We start from the raw sequence: 26,403 nt of genomic DNA, 5'->3' as shown, positions 1-26,403 counted from the left end.
AGAAATGAATAATTTTACTTCTTTTCTTTAAAAAATCACTTCTGTTTATAACTTTTAGCGATTTCATTTTTTTGAGCCGTCAAACCTAAGTATCTTTGAAACCATTTTTGGAGAAATTCGTCACAAAAAAAAGATCAATTACAATATGCAAGATTTTGTTCATTTACACGTACACTCACAATACTCTATCCTTGACGGACAGGCATCTATCTCCGCATTAGTAGATAAAGCCATGGCTGATGGAATGAGGGGAATTGCCCTGACCGACCATGGCAACATGTTCGGGGTAAAGGAGTTCTTCAACTATGTAAAGAAGAAGAATGGAGGAACAAACGGCGAGATTAAGGACCTCAAAAAGAGGATAAGCCAAATTGAAGCCGGAGAGGTGGAGTGTGATGATAAAGAGGGGGAAATCAGAAGCTGCAAAGAGAAACTTGAGGCAGCTAAGAAAAAATTATTTAAGCCTATTATAGGCTGTGAAATGTATGTAGCCAAAAGAGCGCTTGAATTGAAGGAAGGAAAACCCGACCAAGGAGGATATCACCTTGTGGTGCTGGCAAAAAACGAAAAAGGATATCATAACCTGATAAAACTTGTGTCCAAGGCATGGACAGACGGTTTTTATTCCCGCCCACGTACCGACCGGAAAGAACTGGAAAAGTACAGCGAAGGACTCATTGTTTCATCTGCCTGCTTGGGAGGTGAGATACCCAGAAAAATCAGGAGTGAAAATATTGAAGAAGCCGAAGAGGCCATCAACTGGTTCAAAAAAGTATTCGGAGAGAACTTCTATATGGAACTTCAACGCCATAAAGCGACTGTAACCAGAGCCAACTATGAGGTGTACGAAATTCAACAAGCGGTAAACAAAGAAATTATTCGTCTGGCAGAGAAGCATCAGGTGAAGCTGATTTGTACCAACGACGTGCACTTTGTGGAAGAAGAACATGCCGAAGCTCACGACCGCCTGATTTGCCTCAGCACAGGTAAAGATCTGGACGACCCGAACCGCATGCTCTACACCAAACAGGAATGGATGAAAACCAGATCGGAGATGAACGAAATCTTTGCAGATGTTCCCGAAGCTCTTTCGAACACCGTGAACATCTGCGACCAGATAGAGTTCTACACCATAGACCACGGCCCTATCCTACCGAACTTTCCAAAGCCCCCGGGTTTTGAGAACGATGATGATTATCTGCGTTACCTCACATACGAAGGGGCTAAAAAGCGGTGGGGCGAACTGAATGAAGAACAAAAGGAACGAGTGGAGTTTGAACTTACCACTATCAAGAATATGGGATTCCCCGGATACTTCCTCATTGTGCAGGACTTTATTGCCGCTGCCAGGGAGATGGGTGTGTCCGTTGGACCGGGACGTGGTTCGGCCGCCGGCTCTGCCGTGGCTTACTGTCTTGGAATTACCCAGATAGATCCGATTGAGTATGATTTGCTTTTTGAGCGTTTCCTCAATCCAGACCGTATCTCACTTCCGGATATCGATATTGACTTCGACGACGATGGTCGCGGGGAGGTACTCCGATGGGTAACAGAGAAATACGGATACGAAAAAGTGGCCCATATCATCACATACGGCACCATGGCCACCAAACTGGCAATCAAGGATGTGGCACGGGTACAGAAACTTCCGTTATCAGAATCGGACAGACTGACAAAATTAATCCCTGACCGCCTGCCTGAGGTAAACGGAAAATCTCCGAAAATTAACCTAAAGAACTGTATTGCAGCCATACCGGAACTGCAGGAGGCATGCAACTCATTCGACCCATTGGTGCGGGACACCATGAAATATGCCCAGATGCTGGAAGGGAATGTGCGCAACACCGGTGTACATGCCTGCGGAACCATCATCTGCCGCGATGATATCACCGACTGGGTACCAGTAAGTACGGCCGACGACAAGGAGACCGGCGAAAAGATGCTGGTAACTCAGTACGAAGGTTCGGTAATTGAAGACACAGGACTTATCAAGATGGACTTCCTTGGATTGAAAACTCTTTCCATTATTAAGGAAGCCGTCGAAAACATACGCCTACACCGAGGCATTGAGCTGGACATTGACACCATTTCCATCAAAGACGAGGCAACTTACAAGTTGTACAGTGAAGGAAAAACAGTAGGTACCTTCCAGTTTGAATCGGCCGGTATGCAGAAATACCTGAAGGAACTGCAACCTTCCACTTTCGAGGACCTAATTGCGATGAATGCGCTTTATCGTCCGGGACCGATGGATTACATTCCTCAGTTTATTGACCGTAAACATGGTCGTGAGCCGATTGTATACGATATTCCGGTCATGGAAAAGTATCTGAAAGATACCTACGGAATTACCGTATATCAGGAACAGGTGATGCTTCTGTCCAGATTGCTGGCCGACTTTACCCGCGGTCAATCCGACGGTTTGCGTAAGGCAATGGGTAAGAAGCTGAAGGATAAGCTGGACCAGCTGAAACCGTTGTTTATCAAGGGCGGACAGAAGAACGGACACGACCCGAAGGTTTTGGAAAAAATCTGGGCCGACTGGGAAAAGTTTGCATCGTATGCGTTCAATAAATCGCACGCTACCTGCTACTCCTGGGTAGCTTATCAAACAGCCTACCTGAAGGCGAATTATCCTTCGGAGTATATGGCAGCCACCATGAGTCGGAACATCTCGAACATTACCGAAATCACCAAACTGATGGACGAATGTAAAGCGATGAATATACTGGTACTGGGTCCGGATATCAATGAAAGTAATCTGAAGTTTACAGTAAACAAGGATGGAAACGTCCGCTTCGGATTGGGAGCCATTAAAGGGGTAGGCGAAAGTGCAGTACAGGCCATTGTTGAGGAACGTGACAACAACGGACCGTTCACCGGAATCTTCGATTTTGTGCAACGGGTAAACCTGAATGCCTGCAATAAAAAGAACATTGAAAACCTGGCTCTGGCCGGCGGATTCGACAACTTTACAGAAATTAAACGCGAACAGTTTTTTGCAGCCAATACAAAAGGGGAAACATTCCTCGAGACACTGGTTCGCTATGGAAATAAATATCAACTAGACAAGGCTGCAGCGGTGAACTCTCTCTTCGGAGGCGATAATGTTATCGAAATTGCCACCCCGGAAATTCTTCCGGCATCCAGATGGAGCGACCTGGAACGTCTGAACAAGGAAAAGGAATTGGTGGGAATCTACCTTTCCGCCCATCCGTTGGATGAATATTCCATCATCCTGAACGATGTTTGCAACACAAAAATGGTTGAATTCTCGGACAGGGCATCGCTGGTAAACCGGGAAATGACGTTCGGTGGAATCGTGACGAACGTTCGCGAAGGGATGGGAAAGACAGGAAAACCTTTCGCCATTGTGAAGATTGAAGACTTCTCGGGTTCCAACGAGCTGCCTTTCTTTGGGAACGACTACATCGAATGGAGAAACTTCCTTTCGGTTGGGATGTTCCTCTACATCAAAGGAAGGTGTCTGCCACGCCAATGGAAGCCCGATGAACTGGATGTCAAGATTACCTCCATCGAGCTGTTGCCCGACGTGAAAGACACCTTGATAGAAAAGATGACGATAAAAATACCGCTGATGGCACTAAACCAGGAAGTGGTAACAGAACTCTCCATCCTGAGCTATGAAAGCCCTGGAAAAACAGAGCTTTACTTTAAAGTGTTTGACGACGAAGCGAATTACAGCGTCGATTTCATGGCAAGGTCCACCAAACTATCGGTTGGAAAAAAACTCATAAATTACATAAATGAGCACCCCGATCTTGAATATCAGATTAATTAATATTATATTTGCGCATATAGAAATTACAAAAAAAAGAAATTAATTATGGCTTTAGCAATCACAGACAATAATTTTGAAGAATTACTTCAAAGCGGAAAACCTTTAGTAGTAGATTTTTGGGCAACATGGTGTGGTCCTTGCAAACAAATCGGACCGGCTATCGAAGAACTGGCTACAGAATACGAAGGTAAAGTAACTGTTGGAAAGTGTGATATCGAAGAGAACGATGACTTGGTTTCTAAATTCGGCATCCGCAACGTACCGACCGTGCTGTTCATCAAAGACGGTGAGGTGGTAGACAAGCAAGTTGGAGCAGCAACAAAGGCTGTATTCCAGGCTAAAATCGATTCATTATTATAAAGAAGGTTTTTAATATTAAGGACTCTCAAAATAAAAACAGACTATGGGCTTAGAAGATGATTTCTTATTGGAAGATGAAGACGACGAAAAGACCGTTGAATTCATCAAGAATTTTTTGCCACAGGACTTGAAAGACAAGTTCACGGACGATGAGCTCTACTATTTCCTTGACGTGATGGTGGATTACTATACCACAAGCGGATGTCTGGACGCACAACCCGACGCCGACGGATATGTAAACATCGACCAGGACGAAATCGTGGATTACATTGTGAAGGAAGCAAAAAAAGATGGTATAGGAGAATTTAATCCCGAAGATATTCTCTTTGTTGTACAGGGAGAAATGGAATATGGGAATTCATTAGGCCAGGTTGAATAAACCGCCGCCTGATTAATTGAATAGGAGGAAAATGAAATGATTTTCCTCCTATTTTTTTGTTATATTATAATTCCGGTAACGAAGGAGACAATTAGCTATATTTATCAATATACAATTTTAAGGATTTAAGATAATCTGTCTCTATTCCAACACTTCTTACCAACACAAATTTTATATTTTCTTTTCTTAGTGGTTTCCCGTCAGCACTAATTTCATCTAATGTAAATGACTTATCAAAAACCTCCACAATTTTCCCAACAAGAATATATTCGTCTGATTCTAAAGATATCTCTATTAATTCGCTACTTTCTTTTAGATAGAGAAATAACGAGCTCAAACTGTTGACTGGAATAGCACTGATCTGCGTCATTGCATTTAATGTAAACTTTAAATCAAATATCTTTCTTTTTATATCAATTTCATCCAATTCATTTACATGTTTAACATGTCTTTTATTGATAAATTTGTATCCGTCTAATACAAAGTCCCCAGGATTTTCATTTATGACCATCCAATAATCACTTTCAGAAAGTTTGATGCCACAGATAACTTCTTTATGCCGATTAATTTTTATTTCTATAGTTTCCATTTATATATATATGATATAAACATAAGTAAAACTTGCATCGTGCTACTTATAACTTCTTTTGCCAAGTCTTATCAACTGAATTGTAATAATAGACTATTGTAATTTTTTCTTTTTTTATAGGTTTTCTTTCATCACGCCCATATTGTTCCAACCCATCACAATAACTATATTTTATCCCTGAAAATTTCAGATCAAAATATCCGTCATTATTCAAATCTATGTTTTTGAGTTTTAAGTTGTCATTTTTATAACTTTCACAATCAAGAGAATGATTGCTGACTGGCTCCTCTGATTCAAATATCTGGTACATTGAGTTGTTTATGAATCCAAAGATTTTAAACACCCCATAACAATATCTATTTTTATATCTGCCTGCAAAATAATAATCATTACTATTTCCTTTTATTTTTATTAGTTCAATCATATCCAAATTCACTAAATATGCATTGCCATTGCTATCAACAATCAGAACAAGTGGATAATGCCAAACATTTGGTAAACTATAACTTAGTTTAATCTTGTAAATTCTACTTTCTCCTAAATCAACAAGATTATATTTACCCCAATACTTTACAGACTCAACGTCTGTATACTTTAGCGAATCGCCAGAACTCTTAATCAGCTGTTCAATTACTATTTTTTTTATTTCACTATTTGAAATACCACTTTTAACATTGACATTTATCTGAGATGATTTTATTGAATCACTCCGAATTTCGGCTTTCATTTTTGGGCAAAAAATAAAAGCCAATACAAGAACCTGCATCTGTATGAATTTATCAACTACCATAGTATATATCATTTACAATATTATACATTAGTTTCATCAAAAACAACTTAAATTGGAGAATTATGCAGGTGTAACAAAAAAGTTATACATCAGGCATTTCCGTTTATAGATAATTCCACTTTTATTCTGTCTATAGAATGGAAGCATCTCATTTTTGTTCTACGTACTGAACACTCCAGCTTTTTAATCCAAAATTTAGCGCTCCTTTCTATTACAAAACGACCTCTTGCAGCCGAAAAAATGAATGAGCAATGGTTCTTTCTAATGATTCTATTGCAAATCCACTAAGAGGTAAAAGTAACCACCTTGATTTGCAGAAAAGAATCTGGTTTTTCTAAATAACTACTGATTTAATCCAAATACGTTTAATGAATTTGTGCGTTCATTGTCAATGAACACTTTGTTTTATTGAACATAACTTCTCTCATTTCCCCATAGAATGAATTTAAAAAAGTCGCACAAGTCACGCAAGCCACGCAAAAACCTTGCAACATACTGTATAACAACAATATACAGGTGCATGACTTCTCTCTAAAAAGCGCGTGACTTCTGAAAAGTCACGCAGTGCCGCCCGGGCGGTATTACAGTGATACTAAACATGGTTATCAATCATTTCTTCGCCTCAGGCTCTTAACTTAAACCAACTACATACAAGCATATTAACCCAAATTAAACGATTGAAATTCAGATTTCGACGCCTTATTTTCTTGGCTACACCCGGGTGTACGCAACCTGCACATCCGGATGTACGACCCCGGTACACCCGGGTGTAAGAGACGGGTAGACGCGGGTGGACATTGAATCAATAACTCTCATAATTATTATCTGGCGAAAGATTCTTCGGGATTCCTCCTCAACTGTAACATTCTTATGGAGTTGCGGTACATCCAACTTTAAATACCATCTTAACAGTTATGGTGTATGCAAAAACCCACATAAAGATGAGCTTTATTGGCCCCGTTTGAAGTGCTTCAAGTGATACAGATTGGTGCACAGCGAATGGCATCGCGAGACGCTTACCCTGAGTGCGTGAGATAAATAAAGTCACGCAGGAAGTCACGCACCCATACTGCATTGATTATAAACACATTAAAACCAAAGTGCGTGACTTGCGTGACTTGTGTTACTTTTTGAAAACCAACTCTATGGAGAGTTGAATGCTTTCAATGCAAATCAATCAGATAAGATGCCGTGCCTTTATCTCAAGATACTTGTTAATAACATCGACCGACAGTTTATCGGGCGTGGTAAGTAAAGAATAGACCGCATGCTGCTTCAGGGTGGAGACCACAAGCTGCTTCTCGGCTGCGAATTTCTCGGCAACCACCTGTTGGCAGTATCCCTCGGCCGAAGTGGGTGTTTTCTCAATGAATGATTTTAGTTCGTTATTCTCAAAGAAAACCACCAGCACCAGGTGCTGACGTGCCAATCGGCGCAGATAGCTTAACTGCCTTTCCATGCCGATGATATTATCAAAATTGGTATAGATAATCAGCAGGCTCCGTTTGCTTATATGCTTGTTCAGGTGAACATAGAGTGACGAATAATCACTTTCGCCGAATGTGGTGGTCTGGCTGTAAAGGTTTTCCAGTATCAGCTGCATCTGCCCCTCTTTTCTGGAAGCGGGCAAGAACGAATCGAATTGCTTCTCAAAAGTCACCAGTCCGGCATTGTCTTCCTTATGAATGGCAATGTAAGATAGAACCAGCGAAGCATTGATGGCATAGTCGAACAGTGTCATCCCCTCGAAAGCGGACTGCATTACCCGCCCCTTGTCAATCACACTGTAAATGTGCTGCGACCGTTCGTTCTGATAGGAGTTCACCATAAGCTGATGGCGGCGGGCTGTGGCTTTCCAGTTGATGGTGCGGTAATCGTCTCCCTTTACATATTCCCTTATCTGCTCAAACTCGGTATGGTGTCCTATCTGTCTTACCCGCTTTATCCCCATCTCCGTGAGGTTATTAGACATGGCCATCAGTTCGTACTGATGCAGCATGAGGTACGAGGGATAGACTTTCACCGACACAGGAGCGCCGCAATTGTACCTGCGTGAGACCAGTCCCAGGAATGTGTGGGCAAAAACCCGAATCAACCCGAAATCATAATTCCCTCTTTTCACGGGACAGAGATTATACTCGATGGTATCGTTAGCACCTGCTTCCAGCGCCAGCTGAAAAGAGATATCGCGACGCTGAAAGACCGGAGGAATCTCATCTATCACCTCCAGATTCACTTTAAAAGGATAGAGGTTTTCAACAGCTATTTTAACCGCATTGTTATCGCCATTGGAGAAGCGCGGCGCACAGGTTCGGGCGGCAGTTATTGAACTTTTGCGATAAAGCAGCCAGCCATCGAATAGCACCGTCAATGCAAAGAGGCACAAAGCAACCTGACCTGCCGTAAAAAGAGGAAGGTAGAGATAGCCCGACCCAAGCAATAGAATCAAAGCGATGCAAATAAGGTAAAACCTTTTAGTCAGAAACATAGTCTATTATTTCGGAACTTCCACTTTTTCAATCAATCGCTGGGAAACTTTAGCTGTTGAGTATCCTTCCATTTCAGCCTCAGCAGTAAGCAAAAGACGGTGTTGCAACACAGGAACTGCCACAAACTTGATGTCTTCGGGAGTCACAAAATCGCGTCCCTGCAAAAGAGCAAAGGCCTTGGCGGCTTGAAGCAAGCAGACCGATGCACGTGGAGAGGCGCCCAGGTAGATTGACTTACTGGTACGGGTTTGCTGAATGATGAGTGCCACATAACGAATCAGGGTGGGTTCCACATACACTTTCCGGGTAAGCTCTCGTAGTGATAGCAACTCCTCCTTCTTCAGAACCGGCTTCACATTGCGAAGCTTCACAAATTCAGCTTGTTCGTGATGACGTTCAAGAATTGCAACTTCTTCTTCCAGGGAGGGATAGCCCAGGGTAACCTTCATCAAAAAACGGTCAATCTGCGCTTCGGGAAGTTTGTAGGTTCCCTCCTGCTCCACCGGATTCTGTGTAGCAAGGATGGTGTAGAGTTCGCCCATCTGATAACTCTTGCCGTCTATTGTGGCCTGCCGTTCCTCCATCACTTCAAAGAGGGCCGACTGAGTTTTTGCAGGAGCGCGGTTAATCTCATCCACCAAAATTACATCACCGAAGAGTGGACCGCGATGGAAATCGAAAGATGAAGTTTTCATATTAAAAACCGTTGTGCCTAATATATCAGATGGCATCAAATCCGGAGTAAACTGAACGCGAGAGAAATCAGCGTCGATCAGTCTAGAAATGATTTTAGCCATCAAAGTTTTGGCAACGCCGGGCACTCCTTCAATCAGCACATGGCCGTTGGCCAGTATGGCAGTCAGAATCAAATCAACCGCCTTGTCTTGTCCGACAACCACTTCGGAAATACATTTTTTCAGTTCGTTGATTTTCTCCGAAAAACCAGTTAAATCAATTCTGCTTGTTGTTTCTTCCATAATCTATTATTTAGTGGAATTTGTTATTATTTCATTCATCTTGTCGATGTATTCTTTCAGTTCCTTTTCGTCAATATCTACATCATATTCCAACAGTTCTAATTTCTTCAGGATAGCATAGAGTACATCCGCATCCATTCCTGCCTTATCGGAAAGCCGCCGGCAAAGCTCCACCGTTAATTCCTCAGAGCTAAGATCAACGCCGGTCTCTTTCTTCAGCACCTGAACAAAACAGCTCTTTTTCTTGCGCAATACTTCCAAGTACTTTTTATCCTGATGATACAAAGTTCCGATTTGTTTCACAAAATCGAGTGTGGTATTTCTGGGAGGATAAATCACCGGGATTACCCGTTGACGCCTCCTGGCCGTAAAGCACATGAAGAGAACCAGAGAAATAAGTGAAAGGTAGACGCTCCATTTTAGCGGAGCCTGAGTAAGAAAATAACGGAGTGGAGTAATTTGTTCCATCTCTTTAGTATCATTTCCCAAACGAACCAGTGGCATTCCTTCCATGTGCGACAAGAGGCCAAAGATGTATCCAGCATTCCCTTTGTCCAGTATCCCATAGTTGGTAAAAAGCAGAGGGTTGGCAACCATAAAAAGCTCACCATTGCCCACTTTCTTACTGAAAGCCACAACATATTTCTGCTTGTTGCGTACCAAAACGGTTGTTGGACATTGAGCCAGACGGGAAGATTTTAGTTGTTTTTCTGATTTTCTTATAAGAGGATTATTCTTTGCATCTTCGGGGTTTAAATAATCATCTTCGGTCAAAGGCTGATCGTCGGTCTCTGTAAACTTATACTCTGGTTCTATGGAATCAACTCCCCAGAAATAATCGGTAAGTAATTGCGAATAAAAATTATAACTTTTATTCGCTGCTGCAGAGTCACAAAAGACCAGAGTTCCTTGTCTCTTCCCGTTGCCGGCCAGCAACCTGAGGTCGTTCAAATCAAAATAGGATTTATGAAATTTAATGTTTAATGAATCTGTAAGGTTATAAGGAAAAGAAGAAGATACAATCATCACCTTGTTCCCTTTATCCAACAGATTCGTCATTGAATTAATATCGACTGAGTCCATCTCCATATCATTCGAAACAAGCAGGAAGGCTCTGGGGGCATTCACTGAATCCTGATCCAACTGATAGAATGTCTCTGTGGAAACAGAGTAATTCCCTTTCAAGGACGAAGTGAGGACATCATCAAACACATAGCAGCCAAATGGTTGCTTGTCGCTTGCACTGAATGTCGGAATCCAGGAATACTCTTTGACCATATTGTGTTCAATGGCAAACATTCCAAAGAAAAGTACAAGGATAAAAATTATAAATTTAATATTAACCTTCACTGTTACCTCCTTTCAGGATAACCTGCTGCAGGTTTTTAACGGCCATGTAAGTCTCTTCCGTTGCCTCAAAATTACCATAACGCACCAACAGAAAGCAATTGGTCAATCCTTTGAATTCTTCTTTAACCTCTTTCCGATTCATTTCATACAGATACTCCGTCGGGGTTTTATACGTCTGCCAATCAATGTGATGATGATCGGACAAGTATTTCAGTGTTTGCAGATAAGCCATACGAACGGCCATATAAAAATCTTTCTTTCCAAGGGCAAGAGCAATTTCCTTGCTAAAATCGACTCCATAAATTGTTTCCTCCTCTAATACATCAGAGGAACTCAACTTCTTAGCCCTGTAAAAAAGTTCAGGTCGTTTTTTATAAACAAGAAAAACCAATAGCAGAATGACAACAAGAATAAGCACAATAAGAATTATATCGCTGTACTTATCGGCAATATCACTGTTGAATATTTGCCTTAACAAGTTGCGAAACCACTCTTTGAACATGTCAATCAGGTTCACATTTCGTTGAACCAGTTGTGAATTGTAGTCATACTGGGACTCCGATTGATATTGAGCTATTTTATCGGCATCGTAAAAAAGAGTATCTGTTTTTAACATTGGTCCTTATAATTGCTCGAAGTTATCAATATCGCTATTCACTGATACTGAATCTTTCGCTTCAGATACACTAAAATAAAAGAATGCTACTCCCACCAGAGTAATAACCTGTGAGATATAGGCTCCAAAACATTGAACTACAGCCAGAACATAACTGATAAAATCCATACCCACTGAGGTTGGAGTCGCACTTGGGTTACTCGCTACGATAATCGATTTGACCACTGCAACCATGGTCCATGGCGTGGAAGTGATGCCATTGATGATTGATCCGATTAAAGATAAAACCAATAAAATCAGGAAAAGAGGTCCCCAAGAAGAGAATCCCAGACGCATGGACTGTTTTAGAGCAACATTCGTTCCACTCCCTTCACCAAAGATATAAGCAGGATAAATTAGCGATAAAGGAACCATGAGAGCAATGGTTCCCGGAATAGTCACAATCAGGGATGGAGGAAAAATTATTCCAAGAGATATTATAACAGCTAAATATCCTATTGAAAGGATTATAAGATAAAACGTCAGGATGAAACACTGTTTGGCATAAGATATCAAATCGGGTTTCATTTCTGACAGCGAATAAGTATCCGAAGGAGCTTTATCCTGATACTTTTGCATCACCGTATAGACAATAGCGGTCAGAATACTTATTCCAACCCATGAGATAACTATCAGGATTATATAGTTAATAAAGAAACTGTAGGGAAGACCTTCGATGGATTGAATAGTAGAAGGAGTGTATTTTGCCACTCCAATTACGGTGCCATAGATATTATTTAGAAGAATTCCCTGTATAATGGAAAATGGTAACATTACGTATAAACAGAGTAATAATATCGGTTTCCAGCTATCTTTTAAAAAGTCGAAAGTAGCTGTGATATTTTCACCGAAAGTTCTCTTTTGATAGAAATTAATTTTTTGATTCTGATAGTTCATAACGCAATGTATTAGGTAAATAGAGATAATAATAGAGCACAAATGTGAGTGAAAGCATGATGATTCCAAGTCTTAACGAATCCGGAAGTTGAGTGTGGCGTGTAATAAAGGACTCCAGAAAACCTGCCACAATAAAGATAGGAAGAGTGCCAATCACAATTTTCAATCCTCGCTTCGCCCCTCTGGTAAAGGATGCCTTACGGGAATAAGTACCTGGAAAAAGCCAACTGTTTCCCATAGCAAGTCCAGCTGCACCAGAAACAATGATGGCAGAAATCTCGAGAGTGCCATGTATCCAGATGGCCAACATTGATTCTCCCAACAAGCCTTGTTGATAAAAGAAAGTCTGGAAAGCTCCAAGCATAATTCCATTGCTGAAGATTATATAGCCGGTTCCGAAACCTGACAAAATTCCCATAGCAAAGCAGACCAGCGCCACCCGAATGTTATTAAGTGTGATACCCAGAAACATAGAAAGTTCTGAGTTTCCGTTATAAACAGCCATGGGTACACCGTTGCGGATATTATTCAGGGTCATATCCACATAACTGTCTCCCATAATCAAGCGTACAAATGTATCATCGTTTAGAGTTGAAAGAGAACCGATAAACATGCTTATGGCGAAAATCAGAAACGAGTAAAGCAGCTCTTTTTGTGAGTCACGCATCACCCTGGGTATCTCTTTGGTCCAGTAAGTAATGATTCGGGACTTATGTTCTTTTTTATTTTTATAAATCCTATTATGAAGAGAGGAAGCGAGATTATTAAGGTAGACGGTAATCCGCGATGCAGGATAATGACTCTGTGAAAATGACAAATCGGATGTTATATCGGTATATACAGCTGCCAAGTGCGCCGGGTCAAGTTCATCGGCTTGATCTACGACCTTCTCAACATCTTTCCACTTTGCTATATTTTGTCGTATAAAAGAGATCTCTTTCATCCGTCTTTATCAGTCTTTTAAATAATATTAGATACTTATACTGACAAAAGTAATTAAATTATATATATTTGCAAGATTAAAGTTTAACTTTTTCTAATCGGATGGCAGATACTTCAATAATCACGGGGCAATACGTTCGAATCAATCAGACTCCCGCCAGTGCAGGTGAACGCATTCTGGCGCAGGTTATTGATTCGGTTATTATTTTTCTGTATGTTTTATTTTTTGTTTTTTTCTTACCTCGTGTACATTTTTTCTCATCTGATGAAAGTCAGGTAATTTTCTTTATTTTGATTGTTCTGCCTGTTTTTTTCTACTCTCTAGCGTTCGAAATCTTCAATAACGGACAGTCTATAGGAAAGAAGTTACTTAATATACGTGTAGTAATGGCAGATGGTTCAACCCCAACGTTGAGCGCTTATCTACTGCGTTGGATTCTTTTTCCTATTGATTTACCAATTACAGGTGGATTGGGACTGGTTAGTATACTGGTAACGAAAAACAGTCAAAGACTTGGTGACCTTGCAGCAGGTACCATGGTGGTTAGACTGAATAATTACCGTAAAATACAGGTTAGTCTGGACGAATACTCGCATTTGGACATTAATTATCGCCCAGTATTCCCTCATGCAGGAGATTTATCTCTGGAACAGATTAATGTAATAGAAAAAACACTGAATAACTACGGGAAAGAAAGATACAATCACATTACTCTTCTAAGCAGTAAAATCAAAAAAATATTGCAGGTTACCCCGGAAATGAGCGATGAAAAGTTTCTGAAAACACTAATAAAAGATTACCAGTACTACGCTTATGTGGATATCTGAAAAAAAGTCAGGATTTGCCTTTGAAACAGAATATAAAAGCAGAAGCTCCTATTAGTATCAGTCCAAAAATACCGTAAATGATGCGTGCCCATCTGCGCCCTACGTTCCGCACCAAGAACTGGATGTTCTGAGACGAGAAAAACCAGTTCCAGTCAAGGAGCGCTGCCAGGAAAGAGATGATTCCTGCCAACGCAAAAAGTCCTTGTACAAAATATTTCGCCCACATTCAGTTAAAATGAAACTAAACGACTGCCGTCTTCCTGCTCGTTGATAGTCACCTTTACACAATCGTAAGGAAGCAGTTCATCAATCAGTTCGGGCCATTCGATAAAACAAATCGCACCGCAATAAAAGTAATCTTCATAACCAAAATCGAAAGCTTCTTCCATTTTGTTGATGCGGTAGAAATCAAAATGATAAATCAATTCTCCACTCGCTGAGCGGTATTCATTAATAATTGAAAATGAGGGAGAGTTTATTACATCGGTCACTCCTAAGCACTCACAAACGGCTTTGATAAAGGTTGTCTTCCCGGCACCCATTTTCCCGTAGAAAGCAAAAACAGTATTATCACCCATTTCTGCAACAAATTGGCGGGCAGCCTCATGAATGTTGTCTAAAGAATCAATCTTAATTTCCATATCTATTGTATTTATTTTCGTTATCGTTTCTTACTTTGCATGCCTATCAAAGGGATAATCATCTCTTCCATAGAAATACCTCCGTGCTGGAACGTATTTGTATAATAGGATACGTAGTAATTGTAATTATTGGGATAAGCAAAGAAATCTCTTCCACCTGCAAAGATATAAGAAGTACTCACATTAGGGCTTGGGAGCTGCGCTTTTTTGGGATCTTTTATCTCAAAAACCTGCTTGGCATTATATCCTAGGCTTTTGCCCAACTTATATCTAAGATTTGTATTGGTGTTGCGGTCGCCTACAACCTTTACCGGGTTGTCGACTCGTATCGTTCCATGGTCGGTTGTTATGATTATCTTATAATCTGTTGCTGCCAATGCTCTGAACAAGTCTTTCACAGAAGAGTGGCGGAACCAGGAAAGAGTTATAGAACGATAAGCTGCTTCCGTAGAGGCCAGCTCACGTACCATTTTTGACTCGGTACGGGCATGCGAGAGCATATCGATAAAATTCAGTACTACAACATTCAGGTCATTATTCTTCAATCGATCCATTGAATTTACAAGTTTTTCAACACCTGCCGAATCATTAATCTTGTGGTAAGAAAAGGTATGCTTGCGGCGATAGCGCTCAATATGTGTCTGAATCAGCGGTGCTTCATTCAGGTTCTTTCCTTCCTCTTCATCTTCATCTACCCAAAGATCGGGAAACATCTCGGCTATTTTGTTGGGCATCAACCCGGAAAAAATGGCGTTACGGGAGTACTGAGTTGCAGTAGGTAAAATACTGTAATACAGCTCTTCTTCAAAGTTGAACGAATCGGCCAACTCATTACTCAGCACTCGCCACTGATCGTATCTAAAATTATCGAGTACAATAAAAAAGACCTTCTCGCCTGCATCGAGCAGCGGGAATATCTTTTTCTTGAAAATATCAGGACTCATCACGGGACGTTCTTCCGGATTAGCAATCCAATCAAGATAGTTCTTCTTGATAAATTTGGTGAATGCACTGTTTGCCTCTGTTTTCTGCATACTCAGCATTTCCGTCATGTTGCTTTCAGACGCCTCTAGTTCAAGTTCCCAATAAACCAACCGTTTATATACTTCCATCCAGTCAGAAAAGGTAAACGAATCGTTTATCTGCATTCCAATCTTTCCGAAGTTTTGTTGATACCCGGTATTAGCCACCTCAGTAAGAATCTCTTTTTTATGCAGATTCTTTTTCAAACTTAGCAATATCTGATTAGGGTTTACCGGTTTTATGAGGTAATCGGCTATTTTTGAACCAATCGCCATATCCATGATATCTTCCTCTTCGCTTTTGGTAATCATAATCACCGGCACAGTAGGACAAATCTCTTTAATCAGCGAAAGGGTTTCCAGGCCGCTAAGTCCGGGCATATTTTCATCCAGGAAAATAAGATCGAATGTAGTCTCCCGGCAAAGGTCGAGCGCATCCTGCCCGTTGGTCACCGTACTTACCTCGTACCCTTTGCTTTGCAAAAAGAGCACATGCGGTTTCAGCAAGTCTATTTCATCGTCCACCCAGAGTAAATGATCTTTTTTCATCTGTCTTTTCTTAGGTTCATTATTATTCTTGTTCTTCCTCGGTATTGTTATTCTCTTCGAAGACCGGTTCATCGAGGGTGTATCCCTTGATGTTCAGTTCCGGAATACCTGAGAAGTTTTTCTGATAGAACTCCTGATAATCGTCAAAGCTGTAATATTTTGATAACAGATCATAATTCTGCTTTGAAATAATCACCGCTCTCATTCCGCTTAGCTTCTTTGCCATCTCCTTATCCTTATACAACAGTCTGATATAATAGTAAGCCTCATCGAAATTGGTAAATTCCTTCACCTGAAGCATTCCAATGCCCTGTTCTTTCACGAAAGAGAGATCAAAGTTCTTCACAATAAAGTTTGAGAAGTTATAGCGTGCCATCTCATACAACAATAGATTTTCGTTTACCTTTCCCTCCTCGTAAGCCAGAATAAAGATGAATGGCGTATTTCTTTCCGCCGTAAATTTCGGCAACATGGTGTCGGCCGCAGCGATCCCCTCTCCTATCTGGCTCTTTCTTCGTTCCCAGATAGATCCGAATGAGGTACTTCCTTTCGCCAGCAGACGACCTTCCTGCAATCCTTTGACTATGTTTGCCGCCAAATCAGTAATCTCATTCTTCGGATATTTCTCCACAATCTCCTTCAACGAGGCCATGAATTCCTTCTGTTCCCCACTCTGTAACTGTCCGATGGCATTCAGGAACATGAACTTTGGCATATGTTGCCCCATTGCATATTTAGTGCGAGCTGTTTCATAGTTGTTTTTGACCTTAGTAAAGTTTCCTTGTTGGTAAGCAGCGTAAGTTTCTGCATAAAGAGAATCTTCCAGATGTTTGCCATGCGTCATATTGTAGGCATAATCTGGGTCGCCCACCGTCATTGAGTACTTGCTTTGAGGAAACTCCTTCATCAGTTTTTCCTTGTAGAAAGCCGTCTCAGAAACCTTGTTCAATCTTAAATTCATAAGATAAAGATTGTAGTAAGCCACATCCAGCTGACCAAATTGAGGGAATTGGGTGTAAAGACGAGAGAAAGTTCTTTGTGCTGCCGGATAATCCTCCAGCTTGTCTTTATAGATAAGACCCATGTTGAACAATCCGTCAGACAAGATGTCATTTGACTCTTGCATTGCCTTTTCGGTAAGAGGTATCTGCTGTAGGTAAAACTCAGGATTCTTGTTATCAGTTACCAAAGTATCCTGCAAGCCCCCTTTTCCTTTTTCTGTAATCCGGGTTGTATCACTCTTAGTCTCCTCGTTATAATTAGTCTCTGCAATTTCGTTGTTGGATATTACCGTTTTGTTTCTTCTGCGCCAGTTATCTTCCAGTTTCCGGCGTCCCCATTTGCGCTGAAAATCACTCTTTCCTTGTGTTACCAATTGTTGATTATAGAAATACCACGATTTATCTCCGGTGTTAATAGCTTTCTGCACAGGCTGAGTGTTCCGCTGGGGCTGACCATCCATAGCCTCTTCCCGCTTTAGCATCAGCTCCTGCAACTCGGCTTCTTTCCGTTCAGCCTCTTCCTTCCGCTTTACCTCCTGAATAATTTTATCAACAGCATTTCTTCTTTCGGCATCGCTCAATGAGGCCAAGTGCTGCAAACTGTCCTGTAACTGTACATTGACTACATACTTCACCAGTTCGTCGAGCACTTCCGAACGTTTATTCAGCTTTTCATATCCGGGATATTCTTTATTGACCAGCCCTATTGCCTCTTTATAGGCAGTCTGCGCTTTCACATAATCAAGGCGGTTCCAGTAGAGGTCTCCTAATCTAAGAAGTAATACCCCTTTCTCAAGGCCATTCCGTGTACTCTCCTTCGCTCCTTTTTCGTATTGCTTGATGGCTTGTGTCGTATCTTTCAGAGAAATATATACATTTCCTATTGCATAATATACCTGTTCCAAATACTCTTTGTTCTTACTGCTACGAGCCATTCCATGCAGTTTCTTAATTGTTCTGCGTGCATCTGAAACCGGAAGGACCTCGGTTTGTTTAATACGGGCGTTGAATTCCATCTCATAAGGAGGGTTTTGTGCAGCCACCTTTCCAAATGCAGCATAAGCATTTGAATTGTCACCAAGTTCCTGATAGACTTGACCAAGCAGATAATACTCCCTGGCCTTTTGCTTCTTTCGTTTCTCGTTTTTGATGATAGTCTTCAGATATGGAATAGCCTCTTTGTACCTTTTCTGTCGGAGAAGATAACTACCATACGCTGCCGAATAAGCCGGTAACAACTTCGAAGGAAGAGTGTCATTATTCAGTTTAGAGAGCACATCGTCGGCATCGTAAAACCAATCCATTTGCGAATAACACTGTGAAAGCCAGATTTTCGCTTCACTCATCACTTGAGGATTGGTATCATACAAACGGGTGATATATGAAAATGTAGAAGCAGCCTCCAAGAACTGTCCTTTGTTATATTGAGCTTTCCCCATCAGCATCCAGGCGTTATGCAAGAAAGGATTATACTCTTTCTGTGCCAGCCAACGTTTCTCTTTAGCACTCTTCTTTCCGACCTTACGATCAGGCTTTTTCTTGATGGAATGTACTTTGATTGCCTTTTGTGCCTTCTCTATAGCCCGGTCAAAATTACCACTTCCCAGCCCTACTGTTTTTTTATTTTCGATAGGATAAAGCGGAAACATCTCCAGATAGTTGTCTTTGTTTCCGGTCTCAATGGCCATTAGTCCTTCTTTGTAGGCCTCATTACCATTAAAATAGACATTATAACGGGTTGTAAAGGCATGATAAAAACGGGAACCAGCCGTATTCTTTTTTACAGAACAGCCTGAAATAACCATCAGCAACAACATGCTTCCGGTGAGATATATCCCTTTTTTATCCAATCTACCAGTATTTAAACGTTTCACATACTAAATTAAACAGAAAATCCTTCTTTTTATTGTTTCTGCAAATGTATAAAAAAGCTACGCGCAACCTTACAAATCACATAAATAATAATCGAGAAGAAAATGATGGATGCACCCGAAGGTACATTCAGAAAATAGGAGATAAACAGGCCACCCAGACATCCCATGTATCCAATCAGGATGGAAATCCAGATAATTGACTTGAATTTATGGGTAAACAGGTTGGCTGTCATCTGAGGAATAGTAAGCAGCGAGAGTACCAGCACGATTCCTACCATACGAAGACATGCCACAATGGTGAGTGCAATGAACATCATCAGGGTATATTCAATAAATGCTACCGGCAAACCTTGAGAACGGGCAAATTCCCTGTCGAAAGCCACATAGATTATCGGATGAAGGAAAAAGAAAAAGAAGAGTGCCAGAGCAATAGATAAAGAGACAAGCATCAGGATATCGACCGTGTTGACTGTAAGAATGTTCCCAAACAGAAAGGCCGAAAGGTCGGGGGCAAATCCGGGAGATAGAAAAGTAAAGATGATTCCCAGCGCCATCCCCATGGTCCAGAAAACTGCAATAGCCGAGTCTTCGCGCATGTCTTTTCTTTTACTGAGCCAGTTCACGCCAAAAGCTGATAGCACAGAAAAGATGGTTGCCGAAATAAGCGGCGCAATACCAAGATATAGTCCGATGCCCACCCCTCCGAATGAGGCATGCGTCAACCCTCCACTGATAAAGACCAGTCGCCGGGTAACGATATAGGTTCCGATAATTCCACAGGCTATGCTGGCAAACAATCCTCCCAACAACGCATTCTGAAAAAAAGTATATTGAAGCAATTCCATCATCTTTACTATTTTAGTTGATTTCACACCTTTCTAACCAGTTTAGAATTAGCGGTATAACGCCTATATACAAGAGGTATAGAATATTTATTCCACATTTTCAGGTTATTTCTGCAAAGTTACAGATTTAATTGTATTTTTGCACACACAACATAACTAAAAGCATGAATAACAACAAATACGGCACGTACAAGTTCGGACTAACCACTGCTTCAGCTTTTGTCATTGCAAACATGATTGGTACAGGGGTATTTACTTCTCTGGGGTTTCAGCTTATGGGAACCACCAACATGACCTCCATCCTGATTCTTTGGTTACTGGGCGGTGTCATTGCTCTTTGCGGTGCTTTGGTATATGGAGAACTGGGGGCTGTAATGCCACGTTCGGGAGGAGAATACCATTATCTGCGGGTTATCTATAACCGTAAGCTGGGTTTTATGGCGGGATGGGCTTCCTTGATAGTCGGATTTGCCGCACCAGTAGCACTGGCCTGTATGGCTCTGAGCGGATATCTGGCAAAGGTTTTCCCGGTTCTCAACCCAATAAGTGTGGGACTGTTGGTATTAACCTTAGTCACAGTCGTTCATGCCTACGATGTTAAGATGGGCGGCGCCGTGCAACGTTTATTTACCTTTTTCAAGATTCTCGTAATCCTGGGATTTATTATCTGCGGATTGGTTATGCCGGTTAAATGCCAGAGTCTATCGGTTTCTCTCTCTGAGTTTTCCTGGGGAGACATCTTCTCAACAGGTTTTGCCGTTTCGCTGGTCTGGGTTTATTACTCCTACTCCGGATGGAACGCTTCAGCCTATATGGCAAATGAAATCAAGAATCCAAAACGCACCATTCCTCGCTCTCTCTTTATCAGCACGTTGGTGGTGACACTGCTTTATCTGCTCATCAATGCCGTGTTCATGCTTTCTACCCCGGTAAACGAAATGACCGGACAGCTGGAAGTGGGATTGATTTCGGCACAACATATCTTTGGACAGACGTTAGGTAATTTGATGGGACTGCTCATTGCCCTGTTACTGATATCAAGCATCAGTTCCATGGTATTCCTCGGACCGCGTGTTTCTCAGGTTATGGGAGAAGACACCTACATTCTGCGTCAGCTTGCCAGAAAATCGGAACGCGGCACCCCTTTTGTCGCTATCTGGGTGCAATACTTTATCAGCGCATTGCTCATCATCACCAACTCTTTCGAGCTGGTGACCAAATATACAGGAATCACCCTCTCCTTTTTCGCCCTGATGACAGTAACCGGTGTCTTTGTACATCGTCATCGTTATCCGCAAGTCGAGCGACCATACAGAACCTGGGGATACCCCGTCACACCGGTTATCTTTATTCTGTTGATTCTCTGGTCGATTGTCTACCTGGTTCGTGAAGATTTCATCCAGACTTTTATCGAAGGAAAGCAAAAAGCGATGTGGATGACCCTTATGAGCATGGCAACACTCCTTTCGGGTGCACTTATTTACCGACTTAACAGATGGGTGCTTTATAAAAAGTTAATATACAAATTAAGTTATGATAAGAATGAAAGCTAAACATGCAATACTATTTATTGCAGGAATGGTGCTGGCCTTTTCCTCTTGTAAACAGAAGCCGGGGAATAGTGCGACCACTGTTACTGAAGTTCCTCAGAAAGATACCGTTCAACAGAAAGAAGAGCCTAAGCTGAATGCCAGCGAAGATCTGAACGAGGCAGCACGTTTCGTGGCGGGGATGCCCATTGAGAACCACGATAGCAAACTCTATGCGCTTACTCAAACCGAAGCATGGAAGGCGCACAGTAAAAACATGGACCAGATATGGAACTCGTTCCTTCAAACGGCTCCGAAAGTAATGGCTTTCTCCCAGAATGAGCTGAATGAGGTGAACAGCAGATGCAAAACTGTGTTCTACCCCTTCGGAGGACCCGACTATCTTTTCCCGAATACCTTCTTCCCCAATATGGATACCTATTTCCTTATCGGACTGGAGCGCCCCGGAAATGCAATCAAGGTGAAACACCCTTCGACTGCAACTTACAGACTGTACCAGAATGCCGTTTCCGACATCCTGAACCTCAGCTTTTTCCGGACACTGGATATGAAGGTAGAACTTGCAAACGATACCATCGATGGCGTTGTTCCCATCATCTCCATGCTTATGGCCCGTTCGGACAGACAAATTGTCAGCATTACTCATAAAAAGATAAACGAGGAAGGAACGATTGTTGATATGGATGAGAACGATACAGCAACAGGAAACCGAAGCAAAATGGTAGAGTTTAAGTATTTCAGGAAAGGAACCAACAAGCTGCAAACGCTTTATTACCTTTCAACCGATCTGAGCAATGGCGGACTTGGAGGCAACAAGCCACTGATGGCTTACATAGATAAGCTGGATCAGACTACAACTGCTTGCTTTATCAAGTCGGCCTCCTACCTGATGCATACCTCATATTTCTCGATTATCCGCGATGCCGTCTTGAACCATGCATGCGCCGTTATGCAGGACGATTCGGGGATCCCACTACGTTTCTATGACAAATCGAAATGGGATATTAATTTGTATGGAGCTTTCACCCAACCCATCAATATGTTTGCCAAGTATCCGCAGCCCGATCTTCGCGATGCATATCAAACACAGGAACCCAAACCAATCAACTTCCGAATAGGGTATGCAAGGCAGTCAAACCTTCAACTCTGCCTATTAAAAAATCAAGGCGAAGAGTAAGGCTTTTATTGGGCAAGGATTCTTGAAAAGAACTACCTCATCTCTTAATAAGGTGTAGATTTTAACCAATTAAAGTCTACACCTTATTTATATTTAGCCTACACCTTTTTACAAATATAACAGCTTAAAAAGCCTTAACATTGGCGTATAAAGTGCTTAACCAACAAGGATAAAGAGCTAAATTGTTGCAGGTTTTCAAAAAATCAACTATTTTTGCTCATTCGAATAGAATCAGAAACAAATAAACTATTAAACCGATACAAGATGATGGACGTAAACAGTTGTATTAACGATGCACAAGAAAAGATGGACATGGCTATCATGTACCTTGATGAGTCATTAGCACACATTCGTGCAGGAAAAGCTAACACACGAATTCTTGATGGTATCCGTGTGGATTCTTACGGAAGCATGGTTGCGCTTAATAATGTGGCTGCAATCAGCACTCCGGATGCTAAAAGCATTGTAATCAAGCCTTGGGATAAAAGCATGTTTCGCGTAATCGAAAAAGCCATTATTGATTCAGAAGTAGGAATTATGCCTGAAAACAACGGAGAAATCATCCGTCTGGGAATACCGCCTCTTACAGAAGAACGACGCAAAACTCTGGCTAAGCAGGCTGCCAAAGATGCTGAAAACGCAAAAATCAGTGTTCGTAATGCCCGTCGGGAAGGAATTGATCATCTGAAGAAACTTCAGAAAGATGGTCTGGCAGAAGATGAAGTAAAAGATGCGGAAGTTCGTCTGCAGAAGGTTCACGACAAGTATATCAAGAAAGTGGACGAAATGTTTGCTGCAAAAGAAAAAGAGATTATGACCGTATAAAAAAGTAGAACGGGGAACAGAGCTTTTGCTCTGTTTCCTGAAGCTTTTTTACAGTAAATCAATAAAAATAAAGAAGTGCGCGGATTAGTTATCAAGAACACAGGAAGCTGGTACCAGGTTAAAACGGAAGACGGACGTTTGGTAGAGTGCAAAATCAAAGGAAATTTCCGCCTTAAGGGAATCAGAAGCACCAACCCCATTGCCGTTGGAGATAACGTACATATTATCATTAATCAGGAAGGTACAGCTTTTATCAGTGAGATTGAGGATCGCAAAAACTACATCATCCGCCGCGCCTCCAACCTATCCAAGCAATCGCATATCCTTGCAGCCAATCTGGACCAGTGTCTGCTGGTGGTTACCGTAAATTACCCCGAAACATCTACCACATTTATCGACCGTTTCCTTGCTTCCGCCGAAGCTTACCAGGTTCCTGTCAAACTCGTTTTCAACAAGGTGGATGCATACGATGAAGATGAGCTGCGCTATCTGGACGGACTTATCAACCTTTACACCTATATCGGCTATCCCTGCTTCAAGGTTTCTGCCATCAACGGCGAAGGAATCGAAGAAGTAAGAAAGTCGATGGAAGGTAAGATTACCCTTTTCTCCGGACATTCCGGCGTTGGGAAATCAACTCTTATTAATGCGCTGGTTCCGGGACTGGAACTGAGAACCGCCGAGATATCAGCCTATCACAAGAAAGGAATGCACACTACCACTTTCTCAGAGATGTTTCCCGTTCCGGGCAATGGATATATTATCGATACTCCAGGCATCAAAGGCTTTGGTACCTTCGACATGAAAGATGAAGAGGTAAGCCACTACTTCCGCGAAATATTCCAAATATCTGATAAATGCAAATACAACAATTGCACCCACCGTCAGGAACCGGGATGCGCTGTACGCGATGCAGTTGAACAACACCTTATCAGCGAATCGCGCTACAACTCTTACCTTAATATTCTGGAAGATAAGGAAGAAGGGAAATACCGTTCGGCTTACTAATCATTTTATTTTTTTCCGAAGCACTATAGCAGATAACAACTTTTATAGAGTAAGGAGTCTTATATAAAAAGAAAAGGACATCCATCACGAATGCCCTTCTCCACATTATTTATATATTGCTTTTAAGTCCTTATTTTGTAGGATTCTGAGTCAGCGTACCGGGATAAGCATTTATTGCATTCTGAGGAATATAATAAACAACACGGTAGTCTGTAGCAGCAACATCTTCCATTGGTTTGTGCGGACCAGGATAATGACGAGTCAATGATTTTCCGTTACGGAATACATCATAACTACGTTCAGCCTGATAAGCCAGCTCCAGCTGACGTTCTTTATCTATTCTTTCCGCTGCATTGGTTGCATCCAAAGAGGCATATCCCTTGCCAGGAAGTGAACGTTCGCGTATAATGTTCAAGTCACTCTTGGCCTCAGCATATTTACCCAATTTTGCATATGCTTCTGCACGATTCAGATAGATTTCACCCAAACGGGAAATTACCGGTGAGTGAAGCTGCGAATCTTCCCCTTCACGTGAGCATTTAACAATGTAGAACATTGGGTAAACACGGTTGAGCTGCATTCTTTGATCGAGCACACCAGTATAAGTTTTACCATCAGAATAATTAATGGAGTAAATACCCTGTTCAGCATCCACAGGAGTCAGCGTATAACTTTTATCGCCCTCTTTGCAAGTAACCGTATTACCATCTTTTGTTACAGAAGCCTGCACATAGTTGTAACCGGTCTGCACGTTGCTGGTATTATATACGTCTTTTATAAAGCGGAACACTTCATCTCTTGTTTCGGTATATTGCGGTTCAATAAACTTGGCACGAGCATCAACAATCTTATTGTTATACCAATCGTTGCGTCCGGTTTCGTCAAGTAAAGCAAGATACTTGCCACTTGCGTACATTTCGCCCCAGCCCATGCCACCAATATTTGAATACATACCGCCGATACCGTAGTAATGATCATAACCAGAGAATTCAGAAGCTACACGTTTGATAACGAAAATGGATTCCTTGTTATCTTCAGGAACAATGGTATTGTATCCCATGAATGTTTCACGATCAAGTAACCCATAAGTATTTGAATTGATCACCTTTGTTGCATAGTCCACTGCCAGTTGGGCATAAGTCGTATTAGGAGACTCATAAGTACCACTCATATAGAGATAAACGCGTGAGAGCAAAGCCTGGGCAGCTTCTTTCGAAGCGTAAGATGGACCATTATTTATCGTCATCATCGACTCAGCTTTTTTCAGGTCATTGATGGCCTGTTCGTAACATGCCTTTACACTCGAACGGTCGGGCAATGAAAGATTCACCATATCTTCCGGAGTTCCATTCACGATGGGCACTCCCAGATTTGTTTCCGGACTTTGATAGTAAGGACGACCATATGCACGAGTAAGGTAAAAGTACATCATTCCACGCAGGAAGTAGCACTCTCCCAACTTATTGTCAACTTCTGCACTCTGTCCTTCTTCAATCATCTTGATGATGTTGGATGATTGAGCAATCACCTTGTAGCCGTTGTCCCAGAAAGATTGCAAACGGTAGTTATTAGGGGTGCGTGAATATGAGATAAATTCATAGAATGCATCAGTAGATGTACCACGGATCATTATGTTGTCTCCTGCGTATTCACCACACCGGTGCATCACGTCCGACCATGTCTTCATCTGTGCATAACAACCATTTAATAATGATTCAAGCGACCCTTGAGGATTGGAAACAATTGTTTCAGCTGCCATTGATCCATAGGGCATTCGTTCTATATCGCAAGCTGTAAAGGAGCATGCGCCTGCCAGAAGCAGTATACTTAGTTTTTTCATATTGTAAATTCCT

22 protein-coding genes are annotated in these 26,403 nt (G+C 41.6%); 8 read left to right on the top strand and 14 right to left on the bottom strand.

All coding sequences use genetic code 11. From position 1 onward, the window contains the following. Positions 1–145 precede the first annotated feature (145 nt). The 3 genes from dnaE to ABWU87_RS13860 are packed head-to-tail and all read left to right on the top strand — an operon-like array spanning position 146 to position 4,541. Positions 146–3,802, top strand: coding sequence for a DNA polymerase III subunit alpha (dnaE, locus tag ABWU87_RS13870; protein ID WP_353331704.1), 3,657 nt, complete (start codon positions 146–148; stop codon positions 3,800–3,802). Between the two features lie 45 nt (positions 3,803–3,847). Continuing rightward, positions 3,848–4,162, top strand: coding sequence for a thioredoxin (gene trxA, locus ABWU87_RS13865; RefSeq protein WP_353331702.1), 315 nt, complete (start codon positions 3,848–3,850; stop codon positions 4,160–4,162). A gap of 43 nt (positions 4,163–4,205) precedes the next feature. Next, entirely contained in the window at positions 4,206–4,541 is a 336-nt protein-coding gene (locus ABWU87_RS13860; protein WP_353331700.1) for a hypothetical protein, read from the top strand. 91 nt (positions 4,542–4,632) lie between these two features. Here the strand turns inward: ABWU87_RS13860 and ABWU87_RS13855 are convergent, their stop codons facing one another. From ABWU87_RS13855 to ABWU87_RS13820, 8 genes are all read right to left on the bottom strand, one after another. Then, positions 4,633–5,130 (bottom strand): hypothetical protein, encoded by a 498-nt coding sequence (locus ABWU87_RS13855; protein ID WP_353331698.1) that lies wholly within the window; start codon positions 5,128–5,130, stop codon positions 4,633–4,635. 46 nt (positions 5,131–5,176) lie between these two features. Continuing rightward, a complete protein-coding gene (locus ABWU87_RS13850) occupies positions 5,177–5,920 on the bottom strand; it encodes a hypothetical protein (protein WP_353331696.1) in 744 nt (247 codons plus the stop codon). Positions 5,921–7,097: 1,177 nt separating this feature from the next. Further along, complete coding sequence (locus ABWU87_RS13845) at positions 7,098–8,408, bottom strand: DUF58 domain-containing protein (RefSeq protein WP_353331694.1); 1,311 nt, start codon at positions 8,406–8,408, stop codon at positions 7,098–7,100. A 6-nt stretch (positions 8,409–8,414) separates the two neighbouring features. Next, positions 8,415–9,386: an AAA family ATPase gene (locus tag ABWU87_RS13840; RefSeq protein ID WP_353331692.1), complete on the bottom strand. Its 972-nt coding sequence runs from the start codon at positions 9,384–9,386 to the stop codon at positions 8,415–8,417. A gap of 6 nt (positions 9,387–9,392) precedes the next feature. Continuing rightward, a complete protein-coding gene (locus ABWU87_RS13835; RefSeq protein WP_353331690.1) occupies positions 9,393–10,736 on the bottom strand; it encodes a DUF4350 domain-containing protein in 1,344 nt (447 codons plus the stop codon). After that, the gene (locus ABWU87_RS13830) at positions 10,726–11,352 is read right to left on the bottom strand and encodes a DUF4129 domain-containing protein (RefSeq protein WP_353331688.1); all 627 of its coding nucleotides are present in this window, start codon (positions 11,350–11,352) and stop codon (positions 10,726–10,728) included. Before ABWU87_RS13830 ends, ABWU87_RS13835 begins: the two co-directional genes overlap by 11 nt. A gap of 6 nt (positions 11,353–11,358) precedes the next feature. Further along, a complete protein-coding gene (locus ABWU87_RS13825; protein ID WP_353331686.1) occupies positions 11,359–12,288 on the bottom strand; it encodes a hypothetical protein in 930 nt (309 codons plus the stop codon). Continuing rightward, positions 12,263–13,231, bottom strand: a complete 969-nt coding sequence (locus ABWU87_RS13820) for a stage II sporulation protein M (protein ID WP_353331684.1) — start codon at positions 13,229–13,231, stop codon at positions 12,263–12,265. The genes ABWU87_RS13825 and ABWU87_RS13820 overlap by 26 nt, the downstream gene beginning before the upstream one ends. Positions 13,232–13,332: 101 nt before the next feature. Here ABWU87_RS13820 and ABWU87_RS13815 point away from each other — a divergent pair, with 101 nt between their 5' ends. After that, on the top strand, positions 13,333–14,058 hold the full coding sequence (locus ABWU87_RS13815) for an RDD family protein (RefSeq protein ID WP_353331682.1): 726 nt from the start codon (positions 13,333–13,335) through the stop codon (positions 14,056–14,058). A gap of 7 nt (positions 14,059–14,065) precedes the next feature. On the opposite strand, the gene ABWU87_RS13810 is transcribed toward ABWU87_RS13815, so the two are convergent. The 5 genes from ABWU87_RS13810 to ABWU87_RS13790 are packed head-to-tail and all read right to left on the bottom strand — an operon-like array spanning position 14,066 to position 19,990. Further along, positions 14,066–14,284, bottom strand: coding sequence for an immunity 17 family protein (locus tag ABWU87_RS13810; protein ID WP_353331680.1), 219 nt, complete (start codon positions 14,282–14,284; stop codon positions 14,066–14,068). A gap of 4 nt (positions 14,285–14,288) precedes the next feature. Then, positions 14,289–14,699 carry a tRNA (adenosine(37)-N6)-threonylcarbamoyltransferase complex ATPase subunit type 1 TsaE gene (tsaE, locus tag ABWU87_RS13805; protein WP_353331678.1) on the bottom strand — a complete coding sequence of 137 codons (411 nt, stop codon included), beginning with the start codon at positions 14,697–14,699 and terminating at the stop codon, positions 14,289–14,291. A gap of 20 nt (positions 14,700–14,719) precedes the next feature. Next, positions 14,720–16,270 carry a bifunctional response regulator/alkaline phosphatase family protein gene (locus ABWU87_RS13800; protein ID WP_353331676.1) on the bottom strand — a complete coding sequence of 517 codons (1,551 nt, stop codon included), beginning with the start codon at positions 16,268–16,270 and terminating at the stop codon, positions 14,720–14,722. Between the two features lie 22 nt (positions 16,271–16,292). Further along, complete coding sequence (locus ABWU87_RS13795; RefSeq protein ID WP_353331674.1) at positions 16,293–19,145, bottom strand: tetratricopeptide repeat protein; 2,853 nt, start codon at positions 19,143–19,145, stop codon at positions 16,293–16,295. A 29-nt stretch (positions 19,146–19,174) separates the two neighbouring features. Continuing rightward, positions 19,175–19,990: a metal ABC transporter permease gene (locus ABWU87_RS13790; protein ID WP_353334479.1), complete on the bottom strand. Its 816-nt coding sequence runs from the start codon at positions 19,988–19,990 to the stop codon at positions 19,175–19,177. A 164-nt stretch (positions 19,991–20,154) separates the two neighbouring features. Between ABWU87_RS13790 and ABWU87_RS13785 the strand changes: the two genes are divergently transcribed. The 4 genes from ABWU87_RS13785 (at position 20,155) to rsgA (ending at position 24,550) form a co-directional block, all read left to right on the top strand. After that, positions 20,155–21,543: an APC family permease gene (locus ABWU87_RS13785; RefSeq protein WP_353331673.1), complete on the top strand. Its 1,389-nt coding sequence runs from the start codon at positions 20,155–20,157 to the stop codon at positions 21,541–21,543. Beyond that, complete coding sequence (locus ABWU87_RS13780) at positions 21,533–22,717, top strand: hypothetical protein (protein ID WP_353331671.1); 1,185 nt, start codon at positions 21,533–21,535, stop codon at positions 22,715–22,717. The genes ABWU87_RS13785 and ABWU87_RS13780 overlap by 11 nt, the downstream gene beginning before the upstream one ends. Positions 22,718–22,981: 264 nt before the next feature. Continuing rightward, a complete protein-coding gene (gene frr / locus ABWU87_RS13775) occupies positions 22,982–23,542 on the top strand; it encodes a ribosome recycling factor (protein ID WP_353331669.1) in 561 nt (186 codons plus the stop codon). 75 nt (positions 23,543–23,617) lie between these two features. After that, positions 23,618–24,550, top strand: coding sequence for a ribosome small subunit-dependent GTPase A (rsgA, locus tag ABWU87_RS13770; RefSeq protein ID WP_353331667.1), 933 nt, complete (start codon positions 23,618–23,620; stop codon positions 24,548–24,550). A gap of 130 nt (positions 24,551–24,680) precedes the next feature. Here the strand turns inward: rsgA and ABWU87_RS13765 are convergent, their stop codons facing one another. Continuing rightward, positions 24,681–26,390: a RagB/SusD family nutrient uptake outer membrane protein gene (locus tag ABWU87_RS13765; RefSeq protein ID WP_353331665.1), complete on the bottom strand. Its 1,710-nt coding sequence runs from the start codon at positions 26,388–26,390 to the stop codon at positions 24,681–24,683. Positions 26,391–26,403 lie beyond the last annotated feature (13 nt).

Source organism: Bacteroides sedimenti (genome assembly GCF_040365225.1).
Classification (GTDB): domain Bacteria; phylum Bacteroidota; class Bacteroidia; order Bacteroidales; family Bacteroidaceae; genus Bacteroides; species Bacteroides sedimenti.
This window is presented reverse-complemented; position numbering and strand designations above follow the sequence as displayed.

Excerpts from the sequence above, each read along its gene's own strand:
- dnaE (WP_353331704.1), top strand. The coding sequence starts at position 146 with ATGCAAGATTTTGTTCATTTACACGTACACTCACAATACTCTATCCTT.
- trxA (WP_353331702.1), top strand. The coding sequence starts at position 3,848 with ATGGCTTTAGCAATCACAGACAATAATTTTGAAGAATTACTTCAAAGC.
- ABWU87_RS13860 (WP_353331700.1), top strand. The coding sequence starts at position 4,206 with ATGGGCTTAGAAGATGATTTCTTATTGGAAGATGAAGACGACGAAAAG.
- ABWU87_RS13855 (WP_353331698.1), bottom strand. The coding sequence starts at position 5,130 with ATGGAAACTATAGAAATAAAAATTAATCGGCATAAAGAAGTTATCTGT.
- ABWU87_RS13850 (WP_353331696.1), bottom strand. The coding sequence starts at position 5,920 with ATGGTAGTTGATAAATTCATACAGATGCAGGTTCTTGTATTGGCTTTT.
- ABWU87_RS13845 (WP_353331694.1), bottom strand. The coding sequence starts at position 8,408 with ATGTTTCTGACTAAAAGGTTTTACCTTATTTGCATCGCTTTGATTCTA.
- ABWU87_RS13840 (WP_353331692.1), bottom strand. The coding sequence starts at position 9,386 with ATGGAAGAAACAACAAGCAGAATTGATTTAACTGGTTTTTCGGAGAAA.
- ABWU87_RS13830 (WP_353331688.1), bottom strand. The coding sequence starts at position 11,352 with ATGTTAAAAACAGATACTCTTTTTTACGATGCCGATAAAATAGCTCAA.
- ABWU87_RS13825 (WP_353331686.1), bottom strand. The coding sequence starts at position 12,288 with ATGAACTATCAGAATCAAAAAATTAATTTCTATCAAAAGAGAACTTTC.
- ABWU87_RS13820 (WP_353331684.1), bottom strand. The coding sequence starts at position 13,231 with ATGAAAGAGATCTCTTTTATACGACAAAATATAGCAAAGTGGAAAGAT.
- ABWU87_RS13815 (WP_353331682.1), top strand. The coding sequence starts at position 13,333 with ATGGCAGATACTTCAATAATCACGGGGCAATACGTTCGAATCAATCAG.
- ABWU87_RS13810 (WP_353331680.1), bottom strand. The coding sequence starts at position 14,284 with ATGTGGGCGAAATATTTTGTACAAGGACTTTTTGCGTTGGCAGGAATC.
- tsaE (WP_353331678.1), bottom strand. The coding sequence starts at position 14,699 with ATGGAAATTAAGATTGATTCTTTAGACAACATTCATGAGGCTGCCCGC.
- ABWU87_RS13800 (WP_353331676.1), bottom strand. The coding sequence starts at position 16,270 with ATGAAAAAAGATCATTTACTCTGGGTGGACGATGAAATAGACTTGCTG.
- ABWU87_RS13790 (WP_353334479.1), bottom strand. The coding sequence starts at position 19,990 with ATGGAATTGCTTCAATATACTTTTTTTCAGAATGCGTTGTTGGGAGGA.
- ABWU87_RS13785 (WP_353331673.1), top strand. The coding sequence starts at position 20,155 with ATGAATAACAACAAATACGGCACGTACAAGTTCGGACTAACCACTGCT.
- ABWU87_RS13780 (WP_353331671.1), top strand. The coding sequence starts at position 21,533 with ATGAAAGCTAAACATGCAATACTATTTATTGCAGGAATGGTGCTGGCC.
- frr (WP_353331669.1), top strand. The coding sequence starts at position 22,982 with ATGATGGACGTAAACAGTTGTATTAACGATGCACAAGAAAAGATGGAC.
- ABWU87_RS13765 (WP_353331665.1), bottom strand. The coding sequence starts at position 26,390 with ATGAAAAAACTAAGTATACTGCTTCTGGCAGGCGCATGCTCCTTTACA.